The sequence below is a fragment of the Natronobiforma cellulositropha genome (assembly GCF_025629245.1).
In the GTDB taxonomy this organism is placed as follows: Archaea; Halobacteriota; Halobacteria; order Halobacteriales; family Natrialbaceae; genus Natronobiforma; species Natronobiforma cellulositropha.
In genome coordinates this window covers 46317-71626 of record NZ_JANZXN010000004.1, presented here as the reverse complement: position 1 = coordinate 71626, position 25310 = coordinate 46317, and the positions used below count along the sequence as shown (strand labels likewise).

Annotated in this window: 26 protein-coding genes and 1 tRNA gene; 15 read left to right on the top strand and 12 right to left on the bottom strand. The window is 65.1% G+C overall.

Annotation, left to right across the window (positions count from 1 at the left end; translation table 11 throughout):
* Positions 1 to 5 precede the first annotated feature (5 nt).
* Together N0B15_RS01070 and N0B15_RS01065 are read right to left on the bottom strand one after the other, a co-directional pair.
* Positions 6 to 500: a hypothetical protein gene (locus N0B15_RS01070; protein ID WP_263005154.1), complete on the bottom strand. Its 495-nt coding sequence runs from the start codon at positions 498 to 500 to the stop codon at positions 6 to 8.
* A gap of 52 nt (positions 501 to 552) precedes the next feature.
* Positions 553 to 1224 (bottom strand): HD domain-containing protein, encoded by a 672-nt coding sequence (locus N0B15_RS01065; RefSeq protein ID WP_263005153.1) that lies wholly within the window; start codon positions 1222 to 1224, stop codon positions 553 to 555.
* A gap of 205 nt (positions 1225 to 1429) precedes the next feature.
* Between N0B15_RS01065 and N0B15_RS01060 the strand changes: the two genes are divergently transcribed.
* The 3 genes from N0B15_RS01060 to N0B15_RS01050 all read left to right on the top strand — a co-directional run bounded on the left by N0B15_RS01060 (position 1430) and on the right by N0B15_RS01050 (position 4013).
* Positions 1430 to 1873: a cobalamin B12-binding domain-containing protein gene (locus N0B15_RS01060; protein WP_263005152.1), complete on the top strand. Its 444-nt coding sequence runs from the start codon at positions 1430 to 1432 to the stop codon at positions 1871 to 1873.
* Entirely contained in the window at positions 1870 to 3009 is a 1140-nt protein-coding gene (gene meaB, locus N0B15_RS01055) for a methylmalonyl Co-A mutase-associated GTPase MeaB (RefSeq protein ID WP_263005151.1), read from the top strand. The genes N0B15_RS01060 and meaB overlap by 4 nt, the downstream gene beginning before the upstream one ends.
* Before the next feature lie 74 nt (positions 3010 to 3083).
* Positions 3084 to 4013: an alpha/beta fold hydrolase gene (locus N0B15_RS01050; protein ID WP_263005150.1), complete on the top strand. Its 930-nt coding sequence runs from the start codon at positions 3084 to 3086 to the stop codon at positions 4011 to 4013.
* Positions 4014 to 4044: 31 nt separating this feature from the next.
* Here the strand turns inward: N0B15_RS01050 and N0B15_RS01045 are convergent, their stop codons facing one another.
* On the bottom strand, positions 4045 to 4446 hold the full coding sequence (locus N0B15_RS01045) for a Zn-ribbon domain-containing OB-fold protein (RefSeq protein ID WP_263005148.1): 402 nt from the start codon (positions 4444 to 4446) through the stop codon (positions 4045 to 4047).
* Complete coding sequence (locus N0B15_RS01040; RefSeq protein WP_263005147.1) at positions 4443 to 5609, bottom strand: thiolase C-terminal domain-containing protein; 1167 nt, start codon at positions 5607 to 5609, stop codon at positions 4443 to 4445. The genes N0B15_RS01045 and N0B15_RS01040 overlap by 4 nt, the downstream gene beginning before the upstream one ends.
* Before the next feature lie 480 nt (positions 5610 to 6089).
* Between N0B15_RS01040 and N0B15_RS01035 the strand changes: the two genes are divergently transcribed.
* Positions 6090 to 6215: a hypothetical protein gene (locus N0B15_RS01035; protein ID WP_263005146.1), complete on the top strand. Its 126-nt coding sequence runs from the start codon at positions 6090 to 6092 to the stop codon at positions 6213 to 6215.
* Positions 6216 to 6220: 5 nt separating this feature from the next.
* Here N0B15_RS01035 and N0B15_RS01030 read toward each other — a convergent pair whose 3' ends face one another.
* Complete coding sequence (locus N0B15_RS01030; RefSeq protein ID WP_263005144.1) at positions 6221 to 6805, bottom strand: DNA-3-methyladenine glycosylase family protein; 585 nt, start codon at positions 6803 to 6805, stop codon at positions 6221 to 6223.
* Between the two features lie 253 nt (positions 6806 to 7058).
* On the opposite strand from N0B15_RS01030, the gene N0B15_RS01025 reads away from it, so the two are divergent.
* Entirely contained in the window at positions 7059 to 8402 is a 1344-nt protein-coding gene (locus tag N0B15_RS01025; protein WP_263005143.1) for a hypothetical protein, read from the top strand.
* Between the two features lie 25 nt (positions 8403 to 8427).
* Here the strand turns inward: N0B15_RS01025 and N0B15_RS01020 are convergent, their stop codons facing one another.
* Together N0B15_RS01020 and N0B15_RS01015 are read right to left on the bottom strand one after the other, a co-directional pair.
* Complete coding sequence (locus N0B15_RS01020; protein ID WP_263005141.1) at positions 8428 to 9783, bottom strand: putative ATP-dependent zinc protease; 1356 nt, start codon at positions 9781 to 9783, stop codon at positions 8428 to 8430.
* 122 nt (positions 9784 to 9905) lie between these two features.
* Positions 9906 to 10673 carry a GNAT family N-acetyltransferase gene (locus N0B15_RS01015; protein WP_263005140.1) on the bottom strand — a complete coding sequence of 256 codons (768 nt, stop codon included), beginning with the start codon at positions 10671 to 10673 and terminating at the stop codon, positions 9906 to 9908.
* 126 nt (positions 10674 to 10799) lie between these two features.
* On the opposite strand from N0B15_RS01015, the gene N0B15_RS01010 reads away from it, so the two are divergent.
* The 5 genes from N0B15_RS01010 to N0B15_RS00990 all read left to right on the top strand — a co-directional run bounded on the left by N0B15_RS01010 (position 10800) and on the right by N0B15_RS00990 (position 15591).
* On the top strand, positions 10800 to 11885 hold the full coding sequence (locus N0B15_RS01010; protein ID WP_263005139.1) for a succinylglutamate desuccinylase/aspartoacylase family protein: 1086 nt from the start codon (positions 10800 to 10802) through the stop codon (positions 11883 to 11885).
* 158 nt (positions 11886 to 12043) lie between these two features.
* Positions 12044 to 12475, top strand: a complete 432-nt coding sequence (gene sdhC, locus N0B15_RS01005) for a succinate dehydrogenase, cytochrome b556 subunit (protein ID WP_263005138.1) — start codon at positions 12044 to 12046, stop codon at positions 12473 to 12475.
* Positions 12475 to 12840: a succinate dehydrogenase/fumarate reductase transmembrane subunit gene (locus tag N0B15_RS01000; protein WP_263005136.1), complete on the top strand. Its 366-nt coding sequence runs from the start codon at positions 12475 to 12477 to the stop codon at positions 12838 to 12840. The genes sdhC and N0B15_RS01000 overlap by 1 nt, the downstream gene beginning before the upstream one ends.
* 1 nt (position 12841) lies before the next feature.
* Positions 12842 to 13747 (top strand): succinate dehydrogenase/fumarate reductase iron-sulfur subunit, encoded by a 906-nt coding sequence (locus N0B15_RS00995; RefSeq protein WP_263005135.1) that lies wholly within the window; start codon positions 12842 to 12844, stop codon positions 13745 to 13747.
* A 5-nt stretch (positions 13748 to 13752) separates the two neighbouring features.
* The gene (locus N0B15_RS00990; protein ID WP_263005134.1) at positions 13753 to 15591 is read left to right on the top strand and encodes an FAD-binding protein; all 1839 of its coding nucleotides are present in this window, start codon (positions 13753 to 13755) and stop codon (positions 15589 to 15591) included.
* Positions 15592 to 15636: 45 nt separating this feature from the next.
* On the opposite strand, the gene N0B15_RS00985 is transcribed toward N0B15_RS00990, so the two are convergent.
* Positions 15637 to 15831: a XapX domain-containing protein gene (locus N0B15_RS00985; protein ID WP_263005133.1), complete on the bottom strand. Its 195-nt coding sequence runs from the start codon at positions 15829 to 15831 to the stop codon at positions 15637 to 15639.
* A gap of 214 nt (positions 15832 to 16045) precedes the next feature.
* On the opposite strand from N0B15_RS00985, the gene N0B15_RS00980 reads away from it, so the two are divergent.
* A complete protein-coding gene (locus N0B15_RS00980; RefSeq protein WP_263005132.1) occupies positions 16046 to 16270 on the top strand; it encodes a helix-turn-helix domain-containing protein in 225 nt (74 codons plus the stop codon).
* Positions 16271 to 16300: 30 nt separating this feature from the next.
* Here N0B15_RS00980 and N0B15_RS00975 read toward each other — a convergent pair whose 3' ends face one another.
* Genes N0B15_RS00975 through N0B15_RS00965 form a run of 3 tightly spaced genes read right to left on the bottom strand, consistent with a single transcriptional unit; the run spans position 16301 to position 17969 of the window.
* Positions 16301 to 16582, bottom strand: a complete 282-nt coding sequence (locus tag N0B15_RS00975; protein WP_263005131.1) for a hypothetical protein — start codon at positions 16580 to 16582, stop codon at positions 16301 to 16303.
* Positions 16583 to 16622: 40 nt separating this feature from the next.
* Complete coding sequence (locus N0B15_RS00970) at positions 16623 to 17438, bottom strand: HD domain-containing protein (protein WP_263005129.1); 816 nt, start codon at positions 17436 to 17438, stop codon at positions 16623 to 16625.
* A gap of 51 nt (positions 17439 to 17489) precedes the next feature.
* Positions 17490 to 17969 carry a redoxin domain-containing protein gene (locus tag N0B15_RS00965; RefSeq protein ID WP_263005128.1) on the bottom strand — a complete coding sequence of 160 codons (480 nt, stop codon included), beginning with the start codon at positions 17967 to 17969 and terminating at the stop codon, positions 17490 to 17492.
* Between the two features lie 234 nt (positions 17970 to 18203).
* Between N0B15_RS00965 and tatA the strand changes: the two genes are divergently transcribed.
* Positions 18204 to 18518 carry a twin-arginine translocase TatA/TatE family subunit gene (gene tatA / locus N0B15_RS00960; protein WP_263005127.1) on the top strand — a complete coding sequence of 105 codons (315 nt, stop codon included), beginning with the start codon at positions 18204 to 18206 and terminating at the stop codon, positions 18516 to 18518.
* An 18-nt stretch (positions 18519 to 18536) separates the two neighbouring features.
* Positions 18537 to 18609: transfer RNA gene (locus N0B15_RS00955), tRNA-Arg, on the top strand.
* A 485-nt stretch (positions 18610 to 19094) separates the two neighbouring features.
* Here N0B15_RS00955 and N0B15_RS00950 read toward each other — a convergent pair.
* A complete protein-coding gene (locus N0B15_RS00950) occupies positions 19095 to 19271 on the bottom strand; it encodes a hypothetical protein (RefSeq protein WP_263005126.1) in 177 nt (58 codons plus the stop codon).
* 327 nt (positions 19272 to 19598) lie between these two features.
* Here N0B15_RS00950 and N0B15_RS00945 point away from each other — a divergent pair, with 327 nt between their 5' ends.
* Together N0B15_RS00945 and N0B15_RS00940 are read left to right on the top strand one after the other, a co-directional pair.
* A complete protein-coding gene (locus N0B15_RS00945; protein ID WP_263005125.1) occupies positions 19599 to 23243 on the top strand; it encodes an ATPase, T2SS/T4P/T4SS family in 3645 nt (1214 codons plus the stop codon).
* Positions 23240 to 25309 (top strand): type II secretion system F family protein, encoded by a 2070-nt coding sequence (locus N0B15_RS00940; RefSeq protein WP_263005124.1) that lies wholly within the window; start codon positions 23240 to 23242, stop codon positions 25307 to 25309. The genes N0B15_RS00945 and N0B15_RS00940 overlap by 4 nt, the downstream gene beginning before the upstream one ends.
* Position 25310: the final 1 nt, after the last annotated feature.

Below are 25310 nucleotides of genomic sequence, written 5' to 3'. Positions count from 1 at the left end.
CTCGCTCACTCGCGCGCTCGCTTCCAGAGACGAGTGAGCAGGTGGCGAATCCGTACGCGAAGCCGCGAGACCCTCGAGGTGACCAGCGGCCGCTCGACGACGGGCGGATACTGCCCTGGCAACGAGTCGATGACCTCGAGCAGCGTCGGGTTGAACCAGTCGCCGTCCGGCCGGCGGGTGCGTCGGCTTCGTCGGTCGACGAACGTGCGTTCCTCGTCGGTCATCGCCCAGTGGGTGAGTTCGTGGAGTTCGTTCAGGACGATGAGTTCGACGAGACCGACGTCCCACTCGGCCATCCCGAGTTCGTAGTAGCGCAAGTTGTGGACGATCACGGGGATGTCGACGACCCGTCCGTCGACGGCGACGTCGAACTCGCCGTACAGGGCCGGGGCTGGTGGGTAGTCGTTGAACAGCGCGTAGACGTGTATCGGCGTCGTCGCGTTCTCCTCGGCGGCGTCTACGACGTCCGCTTCGAGCGCTCGCTCGAGCGACCCAACCATCTCTCCCGAGACGACGGGGACAGGTCAGTTAACGTCGTCGGTCGTTCGCAACTCAGCCCATCCCGGCGATTTCGTCCTCGAGCCACTCGCGGAACCAGCGCACGCGCTTGAGTCGCTGGTGGGCGATGCTCTCTGCGGTGTCGCTCTGGACCTGGCTCGCCGCCTCGAGACCGCGCTCTAAGACGCGGTCGACCATCTCGTCGGTCTCCATGTGCGTCCGCGCCTCGTAGCCCATGCGCAACAGCATGAGTGCCGTGCCGTTCGCCCCGATCTTGTCGAGTAAGTCGGCCTCGATCAGACACTGGCTCTCGAGGGTGACCTCCTGGAGGTCACCCTGGTAGGAGTGTTGCTCGATGGCACGACAGACCTGCGTGATGAACGACTCGGGAAACTCCCCGCGCGCCTCCAGGTACTCGCGGGCGACGTGTGCGCCCGCTTCGGCGTGGCGCTCCTGGTCGGTCTCGAGTTTCGCCACGTCGTGAAAGAGCGCGGCGACGCGGGTGACGTCGACGTCTGCGCCCTCCTTCTGGGCGATTCGCTCGGCGAGGGAGACGACGTTGAGGATGTGGTTGTGGCGGTACTCCGCCGAGTGCCACGGATACCAGCGCATCCGGCCGCCCTCGCTCTCTTTCTCGACGCTGGCGGCGAGGTACTCGAAGACGAAGTGTTTCATCTCTTCGAACTCCGCATCGCTCACTCGCGTCTCTTTTATCTCGACGCCCACGAGAGATCCCTCCGCAGTAGATGAACGGTAGTCATTATACGAATGTTGGTCAGTTCCACTCTTTAGCCTTTGGTTCAGGGGAATCTTCACGCCCTCGTGATAGTATCTCAGACCAAACTGACAGCGCCCAGCGCGGCGCTCGCGTCGGATCACAGCGTGACCCGTCTCCGGTAGAGTGAAACTGCTCGCGTGTGAATGAGTGCCTATGAGCGAACAGGAGCACGAACACGACGGTGAGCGGCGCTCGATTCGCTGTCTCGTCGCGAAGGTCGGCCTGGACGGCCACGACCGCGGCGCACACGTCGTCGCCCGTGCGTTCCGCGACGCCGGCTTCGAGGTCATCTACTCCGGCCTGCACAACGCACCCGAGGAGATCGTCCAGGCGACCGTCCAGGAGGACGTCGACGTTCTCGGCATCTCGATTCTCTCTGGGGCGCACAACACGCTCGTCCCCAAGATCGTCGACGGTCTCGAGTCCTACGGCGCGGCCGAGGACACGCTCGTCCTCGTCGGCGGCGTCATCCCCGAGGAGGACCGCCCGGCGCTGTTCGAGGCGGGCGTCGCCGCCGTCTTCGGTCCCGGCACGCCGATCGACGAGACCATCGACTTCGTCAGAGAGCACGCTCCCGCGCGCGGACACGATCGATGAGCGACGCCGGTCTCCACGACGCCGACGAAGCCCTCCTCGAGCGACTGCTCGAGGGCGACCACCGGGCGCTGGCGCGGGCCATCTCGCGGATCGAAGACCGCGCACCCGGCTACCGTGGTCTCGTCTCGGCGCTCTACGGCCACACGGGCAACGCGACCGTCGTCGGCATCACCGGCAGTCCCGGGGCCGGAAAGTCGACGCTCGTCGACAAACTCGCCGAACACTACCGCGAGCGCGGCGAGACCGTCGGCGTCGTGGCGATCGACCCCTCCTCGCCGTTCTCCGGCGGGGCCGTCCTCGGCGACCGCATCCGGATGGCGTCGACCGTCGGCGACATGGACGTCTTCGTCCGCTCGATGAGCGCCCGCGGCCGCCTCGGCGGTCTCTCGAGTGCGACCGCCGACGCCGTCGTCGCGATGGACGCCTTCGGCAAGGACCGCATCCTCGTCGAAACCGTCGGTGCGGGCCAGAACGAGATCGACGTCGTCCGCACCGCCGACACCGTCGTCGTCCTCGTCCCGCCAGGCGCGGGCGACACCGTCCAGACGCTGAAGGCGGGCATCCTCGAGATCGCCGACTGCTTCGTCGTCAACAAAGCCGACCGCGAGGGCGCAGACCGCACGGTCCAGGAACTGCAGGAGATGCTCCAGGTCGGCGCTCACGGTCCCGGCGGCGACGGCGGGACCAGCGGATTCACCGCACACGACGCCGGCCACCACGGCGTTCGGGGGGTAGCGGGCCACGACTCGGACCCCGACGGTGACGACCATCTCGAGGAGGGGTGGTCGCCGCCGGTGCTCGAGACCGTCGCCACGCGGGGGACCGGTCTCTCGGCACTGCTCGAGTCGCTCGAGGACCACCGCACCTACCTCGAGCGCTCGGGCGAACTGGCGGCCCGTCGGCGCGCCCGCCACGGCGCAGACATCGAAGCCCTCCTGCGAGACGACCTGGGCGCGCTCGTCGCGCGCGAACTCGAGACAGTCGGCGGCGTCGACGCCCTCGCCGAGGCGGTCGCCGACGGCCGGAGCGACCCCTACCGCCTCGTCGACGCGCTCGTCGAGCCGCTCGAGCGCTGTCTGGCCGACGAAGACGTTCGCGACCGCGCCGAGGGTGACCTCGAGGCGCTGCTCGAGTGACGCGCACCTCGTCGCTCGTCGCGCTCGCCGTCACGACCGCCCACCACTAAGGACCTCTCCGTCGAACGTCCCGTATGAACCGCCGCTCACTCGCCGGAGGTGCCGTCGCACTCGCGACCGGGGCGCTCACCTACCGGCTCCTGCGACGGCGTACTGGGGACCTCGAATCGCCGCTCTCCGGCGTCGAGCGAACCTACCGCTGGCGGGGGATGGACGTCGCCTACACCGTCGTGGGCGACCCGAACGCTCCCGACCTCCTCCTGGTCCACCGTCCAACGCCGGGGACCACGAGCCACGAGTTCGGCCCGCTCACCGAACGCCTCGCCGACGACTTTCACGTCTACGCGGTCGACCTCCCCGGCTTCGGCCGGTCGGATCGGCCGCCGCTCGTCTACTCGACGACGCTCTACACGGAGTTCCTCCGCGACTTCACAGCCGAGGTGGCCGACGATCCGATCGTTCTGGCCCCCTCGCGTACCGCCGCGTTCGCGGCGCTCGCCGCACGTGAGTCGTCGCTCGAGCGCCTCGTTCTGGTCTGTCCGGTCGTCGACACTGCCTCGAAACGGCGCTGGCTCCGCTCGCTGGTGCGCACGCCCGTCCTCGGGACCCTCCTCTTCGACGCGATAGCGAGCGCTCCGGTGGGACGCTACCTGCTGCAGAGAGGCTGTCACGAGACGGCGGCCGTCCCGGACTCACACCTCGAGTACGCCCGCCAGAGCGCACGTCTGCCGGGCGCTCGGTTCGCCCCCGCCTCGCTCCTCGGCGGCGACCTCGACCCAGCCAGCGATCTCACGGCCGTTCTCTCCGACCTCGAGACGCCCGTGACGCTCCTGTGGGGGCGGGAGACCGACCGCCCCTCGCTCGAGGAGGGGCGGGCGCTGGCCGAGGCGGTGAACGCTGACCTCGCCGTCGTCGACGCCGCCGGTCGCCTCGTCCACCTCGAACAGCCGGATGCCGTCGGGGCGTTTCTCACCGAGTCGTTCGCACGGCTCGAGCACGCCTGAGCGGCCGTCGGGTACAGCTGGGGCCACCGCGTCAGTCTCCGACGACCTCGAGTGCGACCACCCGGTCGCCGGTCGTCCCGGCGGTCCGAACCGTCAACGCGACGCGCTGGCCCGTCTCGACCTCGGCGGGGTCGACGTCGACGACCTGCCCGGTGATGCGGACGGGTCCGAAGTCCGCGATTGCGATCGCGTAGGGTGCGTCGTCGGCGAACGCCGGTGTCGCCACCGTCGTCACCGTGTAGGTCTCGAGTTCGCCGGTCTCCGGCAGGGGTCGCTCCTCGAGGACCGTCGAGCCACAGCCCGGCTCCGGACACACCCGGCGAGGCGGGAGCGAGCCGTGGCCGTTCTCACACTCGAGGTAGTACGCCCGTCCCGCTGTGACCGCCTCGAGCCAGTCGTCGAATCCGGCGTCGCCGACGGGGTCGTCGCTCATCGGCTCACCTCCAGGACGTGGACGAACGCGCTCGCGACCGTCCCACCCGCGTTGTGGGTGAGACCGACGGTCGCGTCGGGAACCGCCGCGCTGTTGACGTGGTCGCCGCGCAGTAGCTGCGCCATCTCGGCGATCTGTGAGGCTCCGGTCGCGCCGACGGGGTGGCCCTTCGCCTTCAGCCCGCCCGAGAGGTTCACCGGGAGCGCTCCGGTGGCCGTCGTCAGGCCGTCTCGAGCGGCCGTGATGGCCTCGCCGGTGGGGACGAGACCGACCGACTCGAGTGCGAGCGCCTCGGCGATGGTGAAACAGTCGTGGACCTCGGCGAGGTCGACCGCGTCGGCGCCGATGCCGGCGTCGGCGTAGGCCGCCTCGGCCGCCTCGCGCCCGGCGGGCGTCCGCGCGAGGTGTGTTCGGTCCTGGAGCGCCAGTCGGTCGCCGCCCTGGCCGGTGCCGGTGATCGCCACCGGCACGTCGAGTCCGTGCTCGTCGGCGTAGCGCTCGCTGACGAGGACGAGCGCCGCCGCGCCGTCGGAGATGGGACAGGCGTCGTAGAGACCGAGCGGCGAGGAGACCATCGGGGCCTCGAGTACGTCCGCGACGCCGATTTCGCGCTGGTACTGGGCCTTCTCGTTCTCGAGGGCGTTCGCGTGGTTCTTCACCGCGACGTGGGCGAGATCCTCCCGAGTGCCGCCGTAGCGCTCGAAGTACGCCCGCGCCATCAGCGCGTACGCGCCGGGGAAGGTCATCCCGGCGCGGACCTCCCAGAGGTCGTCGGCCGCGATGGCGAGCGCTTCGGTCGCGCCCGCGGTTCCGAGGTTGGTCATCCGTTCGGCACCGCCGACGAGGACGACGTCGTCCACGCCGCTTCGGAGACGGACGACGGCGTCGCGGACGGCCGCGCCGCTCGAGGCGCAGGCGGCTTCGTAGCGGGTCGCGGGGGCGGCGACGCCCGCGGCTTCGGCCATCAGCGGTCCCTGGTGGCCCTGGTGTTCGGCCAGTTCACCCATGAAGTTGCCGTAGAGGACCGCGTCGACGTCGCTGCGGGGGACATCGCTGTCGGAGAACGCCGCGGTGGCCGCCTCGGCGAAGAGGTCGCGACTCGTCCGTTCGGGGGTGGTCCCGAACGACGTGAGTCCAACGCCGGCGACGCGTACGGGTGTCATGTATCAGTCATAGTGGCGGACGCGCTTAACCCTACCCCTGAATACGGACCCTAACCGACCGCCCGCTAGCGGTTTGGTGTGAATATTCGTTGGTACTGTGGGGTAGTGTATGGTCACCTTCGGTGGTGTTTGCACCTGTGGGATGGTCCTAGCATACACTACCATTATATACCACACTGGACCACCAGCCACCACTCGATGGGGCTACTACCGGCTTTTGGTAGTCACTACCTTTCAGCGGGTTTCACTGGGTCTCTACGCTCCCGTCGCGCTCCTCCCGCTCAGGTGGCTCTCGATGCTCTCGAGTCGACTCACCGCCTGGACTCGCCTTTCGCTCTGTCCCATCCCACACCCGCGTTCACTCGAGTTCGCCTCGCCTCCGTCGCCTCCACACGCTCACCTCGCCCACACACTCCCGGTGAGCGATAACTCGAGCCGTAGTAACGGAGTTTTATAAACTAGTGTAACTAATCGAGTTGTATGCCCACGGTAGAGAGCTGCCTGAAATGTGGTTCCGAGAACGTCGACTTCGGGAAACGATCGCGCGACTTCGGCTGCGGTGAGTGTGACTGGACGACGACCTACGAGGGGTTGATGGAGCTGTGAGACGGTCAGACGCTCGAGTCGGGCGCTTCGTAGGCCGCCCAGATGTAGAGCGTCGCGAGTGAGCGGTACGGTCGCCAGGCGGCGGCAATCTCGCGCATCTCCGCGCGGGTGAGGCTCGCACCGTCGTTGTAGAGCGCTTCGATGCCGCGTCGGACGGCGAGGTCGCCGAGCGGGAGGACGTCGGGCCGTCCGAGCGCGAACATGAGGTACATGTTCGCCGTCCACGGGCCGACGCCGCGAATGTCGGTGAGTTCGTCGATCACCACCTCGTCCGGTTCGTCGGCGAAGCGCGCCGCCGAGAGGTCCCGCTCCCGGAACGCCCGCGCGACGTTTCTGACGTACTCGACCTTCTGTGTGGAGAGTCCAGCGTCGCGCAACACCGCCGCGTCGGCGGCGAGCAGCCCCTCGGGCGTGATCTCGACCCGGCTGAAGACGCGCTCGCGAATCGCCGTCGCCGAGGCGGTCGACATCTGCTGGTTGATGATCGAGACGACGAGGCGTTCGAACTCGTCGGCCGCTGGCTCGAGTTCGAGCGGGCCGTGTTCCTCGATCAGTCCCGCCATCACCGGATCGCGCCGCAGTTCGTCCATGGCCCGTCTAGCGGCCGACGGACCAAAAGCGACGCTCTCGCGGACAGCGACTCGTTTCGGGAGTGAAACGGTCACGCGAGTCGGACGCACCCGCGCTCGAACCGCTGACGCCTGCGCCGCGTGCCTTCGGGCGGTGGCACCGCCGACCAATCGGGTATTACTCGCGCTCGCGGTCGGCTCCAGTTCCGGGGCGGGCGCTGTCGCTCGCTGAATCGCACACTGACCGGCGACAACGACCCTGCTGAGCTAAGTCGTGACTGCCGTACTCACGCGGGCGATGAGCGAGAATCCACACGAACGGCGCGTCACGACGGACCGAGAGGAGATCAGGCGCTGGCTCGACGACCGGGACGCGGTTCCGGCGACCCGTCGCACGGACGCCTCGGAACCCGACGACCGGACGGCCACCTCACACGAGTACACGGTGGCTACACGCGACCGCCTCGGCGAGGAGTACGACGAACTCGAGTGGGAGACCTTCTTTTCGACCATCGAAGACGAGGGGCTGGTATTCGTCTACCGCGACAGCGACGAGGGTCTCGAGTCGGTCGAACTGCTCGAGCGCGAGGCGATGCTCGACCGGTCGGCGCTCGAGGACGACCGACTCGAGGCGGCGCTCCGCGAGGGGGAGACGGTGACGACCGAACTCGTCGAGACACGCGTCGTCGAGCGCGAAATCGTCGAGACGGACACGATCGAGACAGAACTAATCGACACCGAACTCGTCGACCGGGAGGTCGTCGCGACCGAGATACTCGAGCGCGATCCGATCGAGGTCGAGTTCCTCACCGACGACGCACTCGAGGTCGGTACCGCTGGCGTCCTCGAGGTCTTCGTCGAGGAGCGTCGCATCGACACCATCGAGGAACTCGAGTTACTGACCGTCGAGAGCCGGATCGTCGACGTGGACGTGGACGTCGACGAGCGGGACGAACTCGAACTCGAGGGGGCCCGGACCCGGGTGGGTGACGAGACGATCCAGCGGGCGATCGTCGAGAGCGACGTGGTACACACGAGCGGCGACGTCGACACCTACCTCGAGGAGGGGCGCATCGAGACGCGCCGGACCGAGGGTGAGACGATCGAGAGCCGCGTCGTCGAGCGCCGGACGCTCGAGACCGAGGTCAGAGACCGCCGCCGCCTCGTGTTCACGCTCGAGGAATCCGAAATCGTCGAGACGGAGGTCGTCGACCGGACGCTCATCGACGCGGAACTGCTCGACGTGGGTGACTACGCGGAGGCGAGCGGTCCGCGAGCCGACCCGGCGGCCACGTCGCCAGCCGATACGCCTACCGACGCGGACACAGCGCCCGTCGAGGGTGAGCCTGCTCACACCGCCGGGGCGGAGGAGCCGATACAGCTGGCCGACCACGACCGGGGGAAGGCGGTCGTCGACGCCGCTGGCGAGCAGGTGGGTATCGTCGCGGATATCGAGGAGGAGCGCTTTTACATCGATCCGGAGGCAGGTCTCACGGACCGGCTGAAAGCCCGGTTCAACTGGGGCGAACCCGACCGGGACGCCTACCCGGTCTCGGTCACGGAAATCGAGGACATCACCGACGACGAGGTCGTCTTACGCGGCCACGACGAGCCCTGAGCCGGACCGGTGTCACCGTGAGCGATCACTCGAGGTCTTCTTCTTCCTCTTCGGGACTGTCGGGGGTGTCGCGGTCGACGCGGCGGCCGACGTCGACGCGGTAGTTCTCTAAGATGTCCCGGCCCAGGATGACGGGGTAATCCATGTGGCTGCGGTCCTCGATGCTGGCGGTGACGGTGTGCTGGTTGCCGCCGACGCCGACGACGACGTCGACGACGGGTCGGCTCCGCGAGGTCTTTCGGCTGCCGGATTTCACACGCGTGATCGATTTGATGGGACCGGCGCCGATGTCGGCGGCGAGGCGGGTGTCGATGCTGGTTCGGGTCGCGCCGGTGTCCGACTTCGCGTAGATGGACTTCGAGCCGCGGGTGCCCGAGAGGACGACCTCTTCGGTGTAGCCGACGACGGTGGGTTCGCCGTTGTCGGTCGTCATCGGGACGGGCATCGTCGACGGCATCGAATCGTCGAGCGTCGTCGAGAGCTGCTCGACGCGGTCGTCGTCGACCGTCCCGCCCGCCCGCTCGATGGCGAGTTTGGCGATGTACGGTGCTGGGCTGATGCGGGACGCCTCGAACAGTCCTTTGAAGCCCGCCGTCGGGTTGACCTCGAGGACGAACCAGCCGTCTTCTCCTTCGACGAGGTCGACGCCCGCGTAGTCGAGGCCAGTGACCTCCGTCGACCGGCGGGCCATCTCGGCGACCTCGTCGGGGAGTTCGTTCGTCGCGTCCTCGACGTCGCCGCCGAGGGCGACGTTGGTCCGCCAGTCGTTGTCGGGCGCGTAGCGGTACATCGCCCCGATGACCTCGCCGCCGACGACGTAGACGCGTACGTCGCGGTGGCGTTCGTTGTCCCGCTCGATGAGTCGCTGTAAGAACGCGTATCGGTTGCCGACCTTCGCGTTGACGGCCTCGTTCGGCCCGACCTTCCAGGTGCCGCCGCCGTGGGTGCCGATCGCCGTCTTGTAGACCGCTTCGTCGCCGAAATCGCCGCGGGCGGCGTTGAGTCGATCGCTGCTGAGTGAGAGGAGCACGTCGGGGACGCGGATGTCGTTGGCCGCGAGGGTGGTCGCCGTCGAGAGCTTGTGAAACGACGTCAGTGTCGTCTGTGGCTCGTTGAGCATCGGCACCAGCTGTGCCAGCGTGTTCGCGAGACCGAGTTCCTCACAGGGCTGTTCAGTGTTCGAGAGGAGCATCCGGTTGGCGACCACGTCGACTTCCGGCTCGAGGGTGACCGTCCCGTCGGTGACTCGAATCATCGTATTCTCCGCTCTGAGCCACTCCGGATGGTGGCCGAGGTCTTCGATTGCGTTACAGATCGCCTTCGACTCCTTGCTCGTGTGTAGACTCAGTACCCCAACGCGGACGGACTCCTCGGCGCTCATTACTCGATACTCTCCGCCCCGTCGGAAAAGCGTTGCCAGTTATCTCAGCCTTGCCACCTGTGTACAGCCACCTCGGGCGGTGAGCCGTCCGGATTCACCGATGGCGCCACACTCGTTCTCGTTCAGAGGTACGACGCGTCCCACCGGGTCGCCTTCCGGCGGTTTCCACAGACGTTACACTCGATGCGCCCCATCGCGTCCATCGCGTTGTCGAGTGAGTCACAGTTACCACAGAACCAGCCGTACCGGCGCGTCCCCTCGTCGCTCTCGTAGGCCGTATAAAAGGGTGCGTCCGACCCTCGAGTGACTTCGCCGTAGCTGACGTAGACCTCGCCGTCGCCGTTGCCGGTCGCGACGGGGGTGAGCGAGCGCCAGCCATCGTCTCCGTCCGCCGCGTCGAAGTCACGCTCGACGAAGACGTTCTCCGTGTGCGTTTCGTCACCCACGTCGATTTCGACCGTTCCCGCCTCCTCGAAGCCGTGGCTCCGATAGAACTCGTTGCCCTCCTCGTTTCGCTCGAGTACCGTCGCGCGGATGAGGTCCGCGCCCGACTCGAGGAGTTCTTCGCGCGTTCGTGCGAGGAGCCGCACGCCACTCCCGTCTCCGCGGTGGTCGGGGTCGACGTGTATCCAGAGGATCTGGCCCGTGTTGTGCCCCTCACCGACGAGTTCACTCTGGGCGAAACCAACGACGCCGTCGTCGGTCTCGGCGACGACGATCACGGTTCCGTCGCTCGTGAGTTCGTCCTCGAACGACTCGCCGTACCACGAGGCGACGGCGTCGTCGATGGTCTCGTCCGCGAGGAAGTGGCTGTATGAGGTGGTGAGCGATCGGCTCGCGACCGTTCGGATCGCCTCGACGTCGTCTTCGGTGGCGTCCCGGAGGTTCATAGCGTGTGCTACGGTAGCATGGTACTAAAGGTGGTCGCCGAGTCGCAACGCCAGCGTCTCGGCCGGTGCGTGCGCTCACGTCGCTGTGGCACATCATTTATACTTCTCCCCTCAGAGAGGGGGACAATGAGCGACGATCTCTCCCCGTCGGCCCCACCCGATCGAATCGACGCAGACGACGAGAACGTGTTCACCTACAACGGTGGACGCGTCGACCCCGGCGAGTCGGTGAACATCCGCTACGGTATCAGCGAGACCTACCTCGGTGACCCGGTCAGGATTCCGGTGACGGTCGTCAACGGCGAACACCCGGGTCCGACGATCTTCCTCTCGGCGGCCTCCCACGGCGACGAACTCAACGGTATCGAGGTCGTCCGCGAGGTCGCCCACGACTGGAGCCACGCCGACCTCCACGGGACGCTCGTCTGCCTGCCCGTGTTGAACGTCCCCGGCTTCCTGGCCCAGCAACGGTACTTGCCGATTTACGACCGCGACCTGAACCGCTCGTTCCCCGGACGAGAAGACAGCACGAGCGCCAACCGGATGGCCCACCGTATCTTCACCAACTTCATCGAACCGTGTGATCTCGGCATCGACTTTCACACCTCTACGCGCGGGCGGACCAACATGCTCCACGTCCGGGCGAACATGGACGAACCCGAGGTCAAACGCCTCGCTCACGCGTTCAGTTCGAACGTCATCATCGCCGGTGAGGGCGCGTCGGGAACCCTCCGCCGGGAGGCGTCCGACGCCGGCATCCCGACGATCACCATCGAGATGGGCGAAGCCCACCGCTTCCAGCGGCGGCTGATCGACCGCGCGCTCACCGGCGTCGCGAGCGTCCTCGCGGAGTTCGGTCTCCACCCCGACTCGTCGGTCCACTGGCCGGGCTGGCGAACCGTCATCAGCGACGACCAGGAGAAGACCTGGCTGCGCGCCGACGCGGGCGGCATCGTCGACATGAAAGTCGGCAGCGGCGACCTCGTCCACGAGGGCGACGTGATCGGTACCATCACCAACCCGTTCAAAGAAGAAGAGGACATCGTCACCGTCGACGCCCCCTTCACCGGTCTGCTCGTCGGCGTCCTCGAGAATCCGGTCGTCTACCCCGGCAACCCACTGTGTCACCTGGTCGGTCTCAGCGAGGACACCCTCCACGCACTCGAGCGCGAGTACGCTGATCCCCGGCCGTTCGTCGAGAGCGTCAAGTGAGCCATCTCGCGGTGGCCACCTTCGCACCGATTGCCGGATTTTTGCGTATTCGTCCGTTACCTCCCGGTAGTTCGTCACGAACGTCGATTCGTGTGCCGGGATGGCGAGTGAGGAAAGTAACCTCTATACCCCCAGGGTCCAACCCTCGGGGTGAGAGTATGAGTCAGTCTTACAATCGCGGTCTCATCGAGGACTTCGGGCGGTGGAAGGAGTTCTCGGCGGGCATGTGGGCGTGGATCTTCCACAAGTTCACGGGGTGGATCCTCATCGGCTACCTGTTCACCCACATCGCCGTACTGAGTAGTGCGATCGCCGCAGCCGACGGGCAGACGATCGTCGTCGGTGGGGAAACGGTCAATGCCTACACGGGGACGTTACAGGGTCTCGAGAGCCTCTTCATCGTCCGCGTGATGGAGGTCGGCTTGCTCGCCGTCGCCGTCTTCCACATCCTGAACGGCTGTCGCCTGCTGATGGTCGACCTCGGTATCGGACTCGAGGCACAGGATAAGAGCTTCTACGCGTCGCTGGTCCTCACGGGGATCATCGTCGTCGCCAGCGTGCCGACGTTCATGCAGGGGGTGGGTCTCTGATGGCGGAACACTACTCCTCCTTTACGCCCGGCGGCACGATGTGGCTTCTCCAGCGCATCACGGCGGCGTTTCTCGTCGTCGTGCTCGCGTTCCACTTCTTCCTCTTGCACTTCGTCAACCACGCCGCCGACATCACCTGGCAGGGCACCCAGATGCGCATGCAGGACCTCGGCTACTTCCTGACGATGGTGCTCTTTCTCATCACCGCAGCGTTCCACGGCATCAACGGCGTCTACAACGCACTGGTCAACCAGGGACTGTCGGGCACACCGAAGAAGGTCGTGCTCGCCGTCCTGACGCTCGCGGGACTGGCGCTCGTCATCCAGGGAGTCTACGTCGCACTCGTCATGCGAGGGATGGTCTGATATGAGTACACAACAGCAAGAACCCGAAGAGGCCCCCGAGACCGACCCGGAGGCCGCCGAAGTACCGCCAGAGAGCCACGAGATGAAAGCGCAGTCCTCGCCCCAGCAGGCGCGTCTCCAGCGCAAACAGGACGGTCTGGCCGCGCGCGAACGCGCCGCCGACGAGACGGAACTCGAGGGCGACACCGTCCACATCAAGGTGTTCCGCTACGACCCCGAGGTCGAGGCGAAACAGGAACCGCGCTTCGACGACTTCTACGTCCCCTACACCCGCGGGATGACGGTCCTCGACGCGCTCATCTACGCTCGAGACGAGTTCGACCCGTCGCTGACGTTCAGACACTCCTGTCGGCAGGCGATCTGTGGCTCCGACGCCTTCTTCGTCAACGGCTCACAGCGTCTCGGCTGTAAGACCCAGCTATCGGAACTCTCCCAGCCGGTTCGCATCGAGCCACTGCCCCACCAGGAGGTCGTCAAAGACCTCGTCGTGGACATGGAGCACTTCTACGACCAGATGCACTCGGTCGAGCCCTACTTCCAGCAGGAGGACCTCCCGGCGGGCGAGTTAGCAGAACAGCGCCAGACGCGGGAGAACCGCGAGAAGGTCAAGATGAGCACGCGCTGTATCTGGTGTGCGGCCTGTATGTCCTCGTGTAACATCGCCGCGGGCGACAACCAGTATCTCGGTCCCGCCGCGATCAACAAGGCCTACCGGTTCGCGATGGACGAACGCGAAGACGAGGAGATCAAAGAGCACCGACTGCGCATCATCGAGCAGGAACACGGCGTCTGGCGCTGTCAGACCCAGTTCTCCTGTACCGAGGTGTGCCCGAAAGACATCCCGCTCACCGAGCACATTCAGGAGCTCAAGCGGGAAGCGGTCAAGAAGAACCTGAAATTCTGGTGATTACAATGTACGAACACGACGTCATCGTCGTCGGCGCTGGCGGTGCCGGACTCCGGGCCGCCATCGCCGCACACGAAGCGGGAGCGGACGTGGCCATGGTCACGAAACTCCACCCGGTCCGCAGCCACACCGGGGCGGCCGAAGGGGGAATCAACGCCGCACTGCGCGAGGGCGACGACTGGGAACTGCACGCCTACGACACGATGAAAGGGTCGGACTACCTCGGGGACGCCCCCGCCATCGAGACCCTCGCGAAGGACGCCCCAAAAGACACCATCACGCTCGAGCACTGGGGGATGCCCTTCTCGCGTGAGGAAGACGGGACGGTCTCACAGCGACCGTTCGGCGGTCTCTCGTTCCCGCGGACGACCTACGCGGGCGCGGAGACGGGCCACCACCTGCTGCACGTCCTCTACGAACAGGTCGTCAAACGCGGCATCCAGGTCTACGACGAGTGGTACGTGATGAACCTGGCCGTGAGCGACGAACCGGACCCGAACGACCGCACCTGCCACGGCGTCGTCGCCTACGACGTCCAGAGCGGTGCCGTCGAGGGCTTCAAGGCCAACCGTGGGGTCATCCTCGCGACCGGCGGTCCCGGCCAGGCGTTCGACCACACCACCAACGCCGTCTCCTGTACCGGCGACGGCCACGCCATCGCCTACCGCGCGGGCGTCCCGCTCGAGGACATGGAGTTCGTCCAGTTCCACCCGACGACGCTCCCCTCGACGGGGGTGTTGATCTCCGAAGGTGTCCGCGGGGAAGGTGGCATTCTCTACAACAACGAGGGTGAGCGCTTCATGTTCGAACACGGCTACGCGAACAACGCGGGCGAACTCGCCAGCCGTGACGTGGTCTCGCGTGCGGAGCTGACGGAGGTCAACGAGGGCCGCGGCGTCGAAGACGAGTACGTCCACCTCGACATGCGCCACCTCGGAGCCGAGCGCATCGTCGACCGACTCGAGAACATCCTCCACCTCGCCGAGGACTTCGAGGGCGTCGACGGTCTGGTCGAACCGATGCCGGTCAAACCTGGCCAGCACTACGAGATGGGCGGGATCGAGACCGACGAGAACGGCGAGACCTGCATCACCGGGCTGTACGCCGCGGGCGAGTGCGCCTGCGTCTCCGTCCACGGCGCGAACCGCCTCGGCGGTAACGCGCTGCCGGAACTCGTCGTCTTCGGCAAGCGCGCCGGCTACCACGCCGCCGGCAAGGACCTCGGAGAGGCACAGATCGAGACCGGCTACCGCGAGGGTGTCGAAGAGGAGGACATGGAGCTGCCGATCGCGCCCGGCGAGACCGGTCTCGCCGAGACTGGTGACGACGCCGTCGCCGACGGCGGCCAGCTCGCAGACACTGATGGCGTGCTCGAGGGGGCCGTCGAGACCGAGCGCAAGCGCGTCGAGTACCTGATGGAGAGAGACGAGGGCATCCAGCACGCCGAGATCCGTTCGAAACTCCAGCAGGCGATGACCGCCGACGTCAACGTCTTCCGCAACGAGGACGGAATCAAACGCGCCCTTCGCGTCATCCGCGAGTGCAGAGAGGAGTACCGCGACGTCTACGTCGCCGACCCCTCGCGGACGTTCAACACGGACCTCCAGATGACCTACGAGACGCGCAACCTGATCGACGTCGCCGAGACCATCGCGCTCGGTGCGCTCGTCAGAAACGAGTTCCGTGGCGCACACTGGCGTCAGGAGAACCAGATTCGAGACGACGAGAACTGGCTCAAACACACCCTCATCTCCTGGAACGGCGGCAAGCCGTCGATCTGGTACCGCCCGGTCATCCTCGAGGGCGAGGACAAGACCTACGAGCCGAAAATCCGTTCGTACTGATCGCCCGGCGCGGTTCACAGCCGGCCGACGTTCTCCGGTCGCCGATCACATCCCGAGTGCCTCGAGTACGTCGACGCCGACGTCGAAGTGGTCGATGATCCTGTAGCCGACGTATATGCCGACGATTCCCATCAGCCCCGGCAGCTCCGGCGGCGCGGGAATCGGAATGTTCAGGAACCGAAACAGGCCACCGGTGAGCAACCCGGTGAGAAGCGCCAGCATCGTCAACTGTGTCGACATCGTGTATTTCCCATCCCGTGAACCTACAAAAGCAGTCCGCTCACGGGGAATGAACGATCGTTAACAACGACGATCGTCACACCCTTCCGGCCGCCTGAGCGCCACGTCAGCCACTCGAGACCGGATTCGCGCGGGTGTGTTACCAACGTGCGCGAAATATTACGTCGATCGTCGAGAGTAGGTTTTATTATCGTCGAAGTCGGGACTGTTCTGTATGAACGCATCCGTGGCCTACGAGGAGGACGTCTCGATCCCAGCAGAACTCGAGTCGGCACGTGCGAAACTCGTCTACCTCTACGTCGCCGTCCGCGGCAGTGCGACAGCCGACGACGTCTGTGAGGCGCTCCACATCGACAAAGGCTCCGTCCTTCGCATCGCCGCGACGCTTCGCGAACGCGGCCTACTCCACCAGGAGGACGGCCGGTACGGCGTTGCGTAGGTCCGTTTCTTCCGTCACCGTACGACTCCACTACGCGCGCACACGCTCGAGCGCGACGTCCGCGACGAACGAGCCGACCAGCAGCGGCACGAGCACGTAGGCGAACGCGTGCAACGAGACGAGCGTCAGCCACTGCGTGGTCGGCTCCGTGGGCGGCCAGAGCGCCGCCGTCGCCTCCGCGAGAAAGCCCCGCGTCAGGACGACGAGGACGAGCAACGTGGCGAACGAGCACGCCAACCGGACGGCCAGACGCGTCCGATCGACCTCCCGTGACTCGAGTACCGGGTCGGTCCACTCCTCCTCGTCGGTCATGACTCGTCGGCCCTCCGCCGCTCGAGTGTGTCTTCGCCCATCAGAGTTCGATCCGCTCGACTAGCTGGTCGCGGTTCTCGTTCGTGTTGACCGCGACGATCCGAATCTCGTCTTCGAGACCAGAGTCGCGCAGCTTCGCCTTCAGCAGGTTGTCGACCTGGTAGACGCCTGCGGCGCTCGTCATCGCGATTTCGACCAGCACCGGCCGGCTCTCGCCTTCACGGAGGGTGACGCGATCGATCGCCTGACTCGAGAGGGTGTTGATCCCGCGCCCGCCCTGTTCGTAGGGGATTCGCGAGCGCCCGCGCTCCATGTCGAGGGCATCGGCGACCCGGATGACGCCCGCCTCCTTGGTCAGCGGCAGTTCGTGTGAGTGGTGACAGAGGATGGCGTGGAGCGTCTCGCCTTTCACGCGCACGCGTTCTGAAACGTCGTAGAACTCGGGGAGGATCCGGTCGAGGATGTCTGAGGCGAGCGGAATCGAGTAGTAGGCGTGGTCGTTGCGGTGGACGACGTGGCCGACGTCGTGTAACATCGCCGCGAGCGCGATGATCACCGCCTCGTCGGCCTCCTCGAGTCCCTGCTCGCGCGCGCCGTTGAACTCGACACCGCCCGCCTTGAGCAGGTCGTACAGACAGAGCGCCCGGTTGCGAACGATCGAGATGTGCTTCGGGCCGTGGTCGTTGTAGCGCATCCGGTCGACCGCGTTGACGTTCTGCGCCTCGAGGTAGGTCTGAATCTCCTCGTCGGCGTCGACGAACGCGAGCACCTCGTGGAGTTTCTCGGTGGGGAAGGCGTGCTCGGCGTCGGGGTCGTAGACGCGGTGACCCGTCTCGGGGGATGTTGCATCACTCATACCCGAACGGTCGGCCGCTGGTGAGAAAAACACTCCGACGGGCGGGCCCGATCAGATGGCCGCTTCGACTGCCTGCTCGACCTCGTCGTAGTCGGGTTCGACGCCGGCGTCGTCGCTCACCCACGCGTAGGTGATCTCACCGTCGCCGTCGACGACGAACACCGAGCGCTTGGCGACGCCGTAGACGCCCAGTTCTTCGAAATCCATGCGGACGTCGTACTCGTCGATGAGTTCCTTCTCGAAGTCGCTGATCAGGTCGAACGAGAGGTCGTTCTCCTCGCGGAAGGCGTTCAGCGCGAACGGCGAGTCGACGCTCACGCCGTAGACGGCTGCCTGGAGGTCCTCGAACGCCGCGAGTCGGTCTTCGAAGGTACACATCTCTGCCGTACACACGCCGGTGAACGCGCCGGGGAAGAACGCGAGGACGAGCGGACCGCCTTCCTCGAGCCGTTCCGAGAGCGTGATCGATTCGACGTCGCCGGTCGCGAGCGGTGCTGTGAAGTCGGGGGCCGTGTCGCCTGTTCGTGGCATCGCTCGAGGGTTGTGTGTTCGGAGAAAAGACCGTTTCGTTCGGCAACGGCTCTGCAGTCGAACCTGTCTGTGCTCCACTCGTTTCGTCGGCGTGAGTGCGGTCGGGCCGTCGGCGTCTCGCGATCGGTACCGTCGATCCGAACGCCGTGACAGTCGGCGGCTCGAACTATGATTCTTGGTTGACTGGTTGGAGCAAAAAGGTTATAATTGCCAGCGCTTAAGCGACGTATAGAGATGGCAACTGACATCGCACCCCTGTTCGTGCCAACGCCAGGGGGACCGGAACTGTTGATCATCCTCTTCATCGCCATATTGCTGTTCGGGGCGAACAAGATCCCGAAACTCGCGCGCTCGACGGGCGAGGCAATGGGCGAATTCCAGAAGGGGCGAGAAAAGGTCGAGACTGAACTCGAAGAGATGCGCCAGACTGGCTTCGAAAGCGTCGAGGACGAAGAAATCGACGGCGAGCCTGTCAGCACCGAGGGGGCCGAGGCGGGGGCTGAGTCCAACACGGTTACCGAAACCGACACCGAGACGAACCCGAACTGACGCTTTTTACCCCACTCGGGGCGTGTGGCCTAGCGGAGAGGGCAGAAGGTTCCTAACCTTCTGATCGCGGGTTCGAATCCCGTCACGCCCGCTCACTCCGTTCGCGGACGTGACGTAGCTCGCGAGCGCTCTGCGCCCGCTCACTCCCGTCACGCCCGTAACAGGCGCGAACGACCGTGAGCGTCTGTTACGGACCGAGCGGGATTCTAATCAGGGAGGTCGCGCGCAGCGAAGCGAGCACGTCCGACCGTNGCTCACTCCGTTCGCGGACGTGACGTAGCTCGCGAGCGCTCTGCGCCCGCTCACTCCCGTCACGCCCGTAACAGGCGCGAACGACCGTGAGCGTCTGTTACGGACCGAGCGGGATTCTAATCAGAGAGGTCGCGCGCAGCGAACTGAAAGCACTCGGGTCCCACTCTTCGCAGTCGCACACGGAAGTCGCGTCGCAGAATTCCCTCGAGAGTCCACGTCGAGTCTCGAGTGGGTCGCTCAGAGTCCGTTCGCCCGCAGGGCAGCCCTCGAGCGCGCCAGTTGCGTCGGCCTTCGACGCCGTCGGCCGACGGTCAACCCTCGCGTTTAGCGGTCCGTCCGCTGGATGACGATCCGGTTGTCGCGGACGCGCACGAGTACTCGCTCGCCGATTTCCATGCCGGCGACGGTGAGTTCGTCCTCGTGGAGATTGACGTGCGCGTTGCGGTAGTTGTCGTCTTTGTCTTTTGGACCGCACGGACTGAGTGTCTTTCTTCGAACCATCGCGGGTAGTGTCGCCGTTATACTCGGCGAGGTTATAACCTTGACGGGCGCGCCCGCCGGTACTCGTCTCGGTCGGCGAGGATTCGTGTCACCAGTGATAATTATGCAGGGCAAATACGTATTCTATCCATGTCATTTCGTAGCCGTAAATTAAAAGTCTCCTCGGCGAGGATGCTCTTCAGATGGACGGGGATCTATCGCGTGCGTTGCGGAACCCGGCAGCGTGACCCGGTGATACAACAATGATCGGAACGAGGCTATGTGTGATTATCAAAGATGGTAATGCGTGGATGAATTTTTTGTTGGGTGAACGGTTGGTGGGTGTCAATGGCTATTGACGAGGCCGACCACTCAAGTGGCGCACATTTTTCTGACGCCGAGGCGTCACCGCCGTCGACGGACGGCGATCCCCCGCACGTGCCGGTGGAGGGGTCTCCGATCCGCGTCGGTGCGTACACGTGGGCCGAATACATGCGCGAGCACGGGTACGCAGACGAGGTATCGACGCTGTACCCAGACGGACAGACGACGCCCGACGACCAACTCGGTCTCGATACGGGCGAGGAACGGACCGTTCCTACCGGGCGTGACTGGGACCGGGTGGATTTCGACCCCGAGACCCACCTCGGCTATCACCCGGACGACCTCCCCGACCTGTTACGGTCGGTGTTCGTTCCGAACGCGAACGTGCTCCAGGAAGCGTTTCTCGAGTACGTCGACCCGGAGACGACCCCCGTGGTCAAGGACGTCTACACGTGGGAGCACTACAAGTGGGAGTACTACTACGACGGCGACGGCGCTCGGCCGCGAACGAGCGACGGTGAGATCGAGCGGTTCGACCAGGCCGACGCCCTCGGGTTCGACCTCGAGGAGGAAGACGACGATTCGACCGAGTCCGACCCGGCGGCAGTCGACATCCGGCGGACGCTCTTCGAGTGTGGGAACAGGGCGATGGAACTCGACGAACTCGTCGACGAACGTACCGTCAACGTTCGCGAGGACTTCGACGAGGACGAGTTCTTCTCGACCGACGAAGGCCACACGACCGTCGTCAACCGCTACGACCTCGAGAAGGCGGTCTCGTTCCGGAAGAAGCGATTTTACCGCGAGGTCGAGCGCTACTGGGTCAACAAGCCCTACGCGTTCGTCATCATCTTCCACTCCGAGAAGGAAAACGAGAAGAAGTACTACATGGTCGAACCGTACTTCAACGAGATCGAGGTCGAACTTCGTGAATTCCTCTCGGGGAAGCTCAGGACGGCGATCAAGTACTCCGAGGACGGCATCAAAGAGAAGGCGAACGAGGACGGCCGTCGGAACGTCATCGAGACGGAGACGCGCCGCCTGTTGAAACGCTACGACCTGTTCGAGCGGACGAGCGGTGCGAAGAAGGTCGGTCTCCTCGAGACGCTCCGGACGCTGCTCGACGACGAGGAGGAGACCGACGACGACGCGAGTGAGACGCGTCTCGAGGGGATCGAGACCCGACCCGAACCGGTCGTGCTCGAGGAAGATTCCGACACCCTGAGTGAGTACCAGGTCGAGAAGTTACTGTACCACCTCAAACGCGATTTCATCGGTTACGAGCGCATCGACGGCATCAAACACGACATCAACGTCGAGGACATCTCGGTCGACGGCTACCACTCACCGGTCTTCGTCTACCACTCCGAGTACGAGCAGATCATTTCGAACATCTACCACGGCGAGGACGACCTCGACGGGTTCGTCGTCAAACTCGCCCAGCGCTCCGGGAAGGGGATCAGCAAGCGCCTGCCACAGGTCGACGCGACCCTGCCCGACGGCTCGCGTGCGCAACTGACGCTCGGCAAGGAGGTCTCCGACCACGGGACGAACTACACGATCAGGCAGTTCAAGGACGTGCCGTTCACGCCAGTCGACCTCATCAACTGGAACACCTTCTCGCTCGACGAGATGGCGTTCCTCTGGCTGGCCATCGAGAACCACAAGAGCCTGATCTTCGCCGGGGGTACCGCGTCCGGGAAGACGACCTCGCTCAACGCCGTCTCGCTGTTTATCCCCTCGAACACCAAAATCGTCTCCATCGAGGACACCCGCGAGGTCGAACTCCCCCAGCGAAACTGGATCGCGAGCGTCACCCGTCCGTCGTTCAACGACGACGCGCAGGGCGACGTCGACGAGTTCGACCTCCTCGAGGCCGCGCTCCGACAGCGGCCCGACTACATCGTGATGGGTGAGATCCGTGGTGAGGAGGGACGGACACTGTTTCAGGTCATGTCGACCGGCCACACGACCTACACGACCTTCCACGCCGACTCCGTCGACGAGGTGCTCAAACGCTTTACGACCGATCCGATCAACGTCTCGAAGACGATGTTTACGGCGCTCGACCTGGTCTCGATCCAGACCCAGACACGGGTCCAGGGTGGGAAGGTCCGCCGAAACAAGTCGCTCACCGAGATCAACCACTACGAGGCCGAACACGACGAGATCAACGTCCAGGACGTCTACCAGTGGCAGGCCGAAACCGACGAGTACCTCAAGATGGGTGACTCGAACACCCTCTCCGAGATCCAGTTCGACCGCGGCTGGAGCCACGAGAAACTCCAGGAGGAACTGTTCAAACGGCAGGTCATCCTCGCCTACCTGATCAAGAACGGTCTCAACACCTACGCGCAGGTCGCCGCGACCGTCCAGGCATTCATCAACGACCCCGACACCATTCTGACGCTCGTCGCCAACGGCCAGCTCGAGGACAGTCTCGAGGACCTTCGGGAGATGGAGAGCGTCCAGATCAACGTCGACCCGGAGAAAGAAGAACTCGTCCCGCGTCCGGACGCGACCGACGAGACGTACAACCTCTCGATGGACATCTTAGAGCGTGCCGAGGAGTCGCTGTTCGAAGAGTACCGCGGGCGTGCGGTCAGCGGTCTCGCGAGCGCGCTCGGCGGTATCGAACCGGCGGACCCGATCACGGTCGGCGGCGACGACGAGTTCGACTTCGGTGATACCGCCGAGTCCGACGACACGTGGGACCTCGGTGACGACGAGGCGTTCACGTTCGGCGACGACGACGGTTCGACAGCCCCCTCCTGGCTCGACGACGACGGCGACGTCGGTCCTGGGGAGGGTGCGAGTGCATCAGCTGATGGGGCCGTCGACGACGCGGCCGACACACCGGCTGGCGACACCGACGCACCCGCTCGTCCGGCGCTCGAAGAGGGTGACGCGGCGGAGACGGCCACCGCACCGGCGTCGGCGTCGGATCTCGACGCTTCCGTGGGTGCAGTCGAGACCGCCGACGCGACACCGCCGTCGGCGCTCGAGGATAGCGACGAGCGCCCCCAGTTCGAGGAGTTCGAACTCGACGCCCCCGCGCTCGAGGGACACGCCGGCGAATCCGCAGAGTTCGACTTCTCCGACTGGACGAGCGCCCAGTCGACGGCCGAGCAGTCCGACGGTGACGACATCGATGCCCTCTTCTCCGATATGGACCAGGCGCTCGAAGACGTCGAGTCCGACCTCTCCGGCGGTTCGGCCGCCATCGATTCGACCGACGCCGACCCCGAACCCTCGAGTGAGACCGCCGAATTCGACGAGATGTTCCCCGGCGGTGACCTCGAGTCGATCTTCGGCGATGTCGAGGAGTTCACTACAGACGATGGGGCTGACGAACACGGCGAGCGTTCGATCTTCGGCGAGGAAACGGCGACAGACGCCTCGACCGACAGCGGTGTCGACGACGCGTTCGCCGGCTCCGACGACCCGTCAACCGGCTCCGACGATGTGGCCGTGAGTGACGACGACCGGTCTCCTGGCTCGCTCTTTACCGACTCCGACGACGATTCGATATTCGGTGACGACGAGGCTGCGGAGTCGCTCTTCGGTGAAGAGGTCGATACCGACGAGTCGATGTTCGAGTCGGAGTCGAGTGCGGACGACGAGTCGGAATCGAGTGCGGACGACGACCGTCGGGAGGCCGACGAATGAGCCTCAAGACGCCCGGCGACACCGCTCCTGGTGGGGGGACGGGGACGTCTGACCTGCTCGGTGACACGTTCTACCCGCTGTACGACCGGCTGTTCAGCGGCGACAGCCAGCTCGTCGCGGACGTCGAACTGAAACTGGCGCAGGCGCGGATGACCGATACCGTCGAGTTGTACCTCTCGCGCGCCATCGGTATCGGGTTTATTTGTGGACTGTTCCTCTGGCTGCTCGGCTTGCTGGTCGGCTACGGCCTGTTCTTTACGGGCCTCATCCAGACCCAGGGAATGCTCGGAATGCCTATCCCGGAGAATCCGACGGTCCGCTGGCTCGTGCTCAACGGACGCGACCCCGCGCTGGTGTTGCTCACCGGCCTGGTTCTCGGCTCGCTCGGCTTCGCGATGGGCTTTGGCTCGCTCGTCGCCGTCCCCTACTCGCGTGCGTCCGCCCGCAAGCGCGAGATCAACATGCTGCTGACCGACTCCGTCTCGTTCATGTACGCGCTCTCGGTCGGCGGTCTCAACCAGCTCGAGATCTTAGAGGCGATGGCACAGGCCGACGACACCTACGGCGAGGTCTCGAAGGAGTTCCAGAGCATCGTCCAGGAGACGGAGTACTTCGACATCGACTACCGGACGGCGATCCGCAAACAGGCGATCGAGACGCCGAGTGACGAACTCTCGCAGTTTCTGACCGACATGCTCTCGATCGTCAACAGTGGCGGTGACATGCAACACTTCCTCGAGGATAAGAAGGAAAAGCACATGCGAACCGCCAAACAGCAACAGGAACTCACCCTCGAGACGCTCGAGCTGTTCGGCGAGATGTACATGACGCTCTCGCTGTTCCCGCTGCTGTTGATCATCATCATGGTGATCATGCAGATGGTTCCCGGGACGGACGTCTCGAACGAGATGCTCTACATGACCGTCTACGGTCTCATCCCGATGACGGGCATCGGCTTCATCGTCCTGGTTTCGACGGTCAAACACGACGAACCCGGCGACGGCTACCTCACCGGCGGCCCGGACAATCGCCGCATCGAGAGCGAGCGAAACCAGGGGCTGTTAGACCTCGGCCTGGTCGAGCGCTTCACCGGTGAGTACAGCATCTTCGACCGGATCAAAAACCGTGAGGGCACCCACGAGACGATTTCCGTCCTGCGTCGGCCCCACATCTTCTTCCGGGAGAACCCGCTGTTGACGCTGGCGCTGACCGTCCCAGCCTCGCTCGTGATCGTCGCGACGGCGATGGTACGCGGCTCTGCGCCACTGTCCTGGGCCGAACTCGTCGAGAGCCCCGTCTGGGGAACGATCATCTACGTTTACATTCCGCTCTACATCACGATGGTGCCGCTCGCCATCTTCCGCGAGTGGAACGTCCGCTCGCGCACCCGCGTCGTCGTCACGCTCTCCGACGACCTCCGGAAGCTCTCGAGTGCGAACGATACCGGGCTGACGCTGCTCGAGTCGTTCAAGTCGGTCTCCGAGACGACGAACTCGAAACTCGCCCGCGAGTTCGAGATGATGCACACGAAGGTCAACTACGGGATGAGCCTCACCGAGGCGCTGACGGAGTTCAACAACAAGTACCACATTCCCAGACTGGCACGCACCGTCAAACTCGTCACGAAAGCCCAGGAGGCGTCGAACCAGATTTCGGCCGTCCTCCGCACTGCGGCGCGAGCCAGCGAGAACCACGACGACATCGAACGCGACCGCAAATCGCGAACGCGCATGCAGGTCGTCATCATCATCATGACGTTCATGACGCTGCTCGCGGTGATCGCCATCCTCAAGACGCAGTTCATCGACACCGTCGCCGGACTCGAGACGACGGCGAGTACGGACGTCGACACTGGCGGCGCTGGCGGCCCGCTCGACGACGCCGACCTCGCGGAGAACATCGACACCAGCCTGCTGTCGCTGTTGTTCTTCCACGCGGTGACCTTCCAGGCGATCCTCTCGGGGTTCATCAGCGGCTACATGCGCGATGCCGACCTCCTGAGCGGCCTGAAATACGTGATCGTCCTCGTGACGATCGCACTCGTCGCCTGGGTACTGGTGGCCTGAG

Excerpts from the sequence above, each read along its gene's own strand:
- N0B15_RS00965 (WP_263005128.1), bottom strand. The coding sequence starts at position 17,969 with ATGCCACGAACAGGCGACACGGCCCCCGACTTCACAGCACCGCTCGCG.
- N0B15_RS01015 (WP_263005140.1), bottom strand. The coding sequence starts at position 10,673 with ATGAACCTCCGGGACGCCACCGAAGACGACGTCGAGGCGATCCGAACG.
- tatA (WP_263005127.1), top strand. The coding sequence starts at position 18,204 with ATGGCAACTGACATCGCACCCCTGTTCGTGCCAACGCCAGGGGGACCG.
- sdhC (WP_263005138.1), top strand. The coding sequence starts at position 12,044 with ATGAGTCAGTCTTACAATCGCGGTCTCATCGAGGACTTCGGGCGGTGG.
- N0B15_RS01070 (WP_263005154.1), bottom strand. The coding sequence starts at position 500 with ATGGTTGGGTCGCTCGAGCGAGCGCTCGAAGCGGACGTCGTAGACGCC.
- N0B15_RS00950 (WP_263005126.1), bottom strand. The coding sequence starts at position 19,271 with ATGGTTCGAAGAAAGACACTCAGTCCGTGCGGTCCAAAAGACAAAGAC.
- N0B15_RS00945 (WP_263005125.1), top strand. The coding sequence starts at position 19,599 with ATGGCTATTGACGAGGCCGACCACTCAAGTGGCGCACATTTTTCTGAC.
- N0B15_RS01020 (WP_263005141.1), bottom strand. The coding sequence starts at position 9,783 with ATGAGCGCCGAGGAGTCCGTCCGCGTTGGGGTACTGAGTCTACACACG.
- N0B15_RS00980 (WP_263005132.1), top strand. The coding sequence starts at position 16,046 with ATGAACGCATCCGTGGCCTACGAGGAGGACGTCTCGATCCCAGCAGAA.
- N0B15_RS00990 (WP_263005134.1), top strand. The coding sequence starts at position 13,753 with ATGTACGAACACGACGTCATCGTCGTCGGCGCTGGCGGTGCCGGACTC.
- N0B15_RS00940 (WP_263005124.1), top strand. The coding sequence starts at position 23,240 with ATGAGCCTCAAGACGCCCGGCGACACCGCTCCTGGTGGGGGGACGGGG.
- N0B15_RS01050 (WP_263005150.1), top strand. The coding sequence starts at position 3,084 with ATGAACCGCCGCTCACTCGCCGGAGGTGCCGTCGCACTCGCGACCGGG.
- N0B15_RS01010 (WP_263005139.1), top strand. The coding sequence starts at position 10,800 with ATGAGCGACGATCTCTCCCCGTCGGCCCCACCCGATCGAATCGACGCA.
- N0B15_RS01030 (WP_263005144.1), bottom strand. The coding sequence starts at position 6,805 with ATGGACGAACTGCGGCGCGATCCGGTGATGGCGGGACTGATCGAGGAA.
- meaB (WP_263005151.1), top strand. The coding sequence starts at position 1,870 with ATGAGCGACGCCGGTCTCCACGACGCCGACGAAGCCCTCCTCGAGCGA.
- N0B15_RS01000 (WP_263005136.1), top strand. The coding sequence starts at position 12,475 with ATGGCGGAACACTACTCCTCCTTTACGCCCGGCGGCACGATGTGGCTT.
- N0B15_RS00970 (WP_263005129.1), bottom strand. The coding sequence starts at position 17,438 with ATGAGTGATGCAACATCCCCCGAGACGGGTCACCGCGTCTACGACCCC.
- N0B15_RS01035 (WP_263005146.1), top strand. The coding sequence starts at position 6,090 with ATGCCCACGGTAGAGAGCTGCCTGAAATGTGGTTCCGAGAACGTCGAC.
- N0B15_RS00975 (WP_263005131.1), bottom strand. The coding sequence starts at position 16,582 with ATGACCGACGAGGAGGAGTGGACCGACCCGGTACTCGAGTCACGGGAG.
- N0B15_RS01040 (WP_263005147.1), bottom strand. The coding sequence starts at position 5,609 with ATGACACCCGTACGCGTCGCCGGCGTTGGACTCACGTCGTTCGGGACC.
- N0B15_RS01060 (WP_263005152.1), top strand. The coding sequence starts at position 1,430 with ATGAGCGAACAGGAGCACGAACACGACGGTGAGCGGCGCTCGATTCGC.
- N0B15_RS01045 (WP_263005148.1), bottom strand. The coding sequence starts at position 4,446 with ATGAGCGACGACCCCGTCGGCGACGCCGGATTCGACGACTGGCTCGAG.
- N0B15_RS00985 (WP_263005133.1), bottom strand. The coding sequence starts at position 15,831 with ATGTCGACACAGTTGACGATGCTGGCGCTTCTCACCGGGTTGCTCACC.
- N0B15_RS00995 (WP_263005135.1), top strand. The coding sequence starts at position 12,842 with ATGAGTACACAACAGCAAGAACCCGAAGAGGCCCCCGAGACCGACCCG.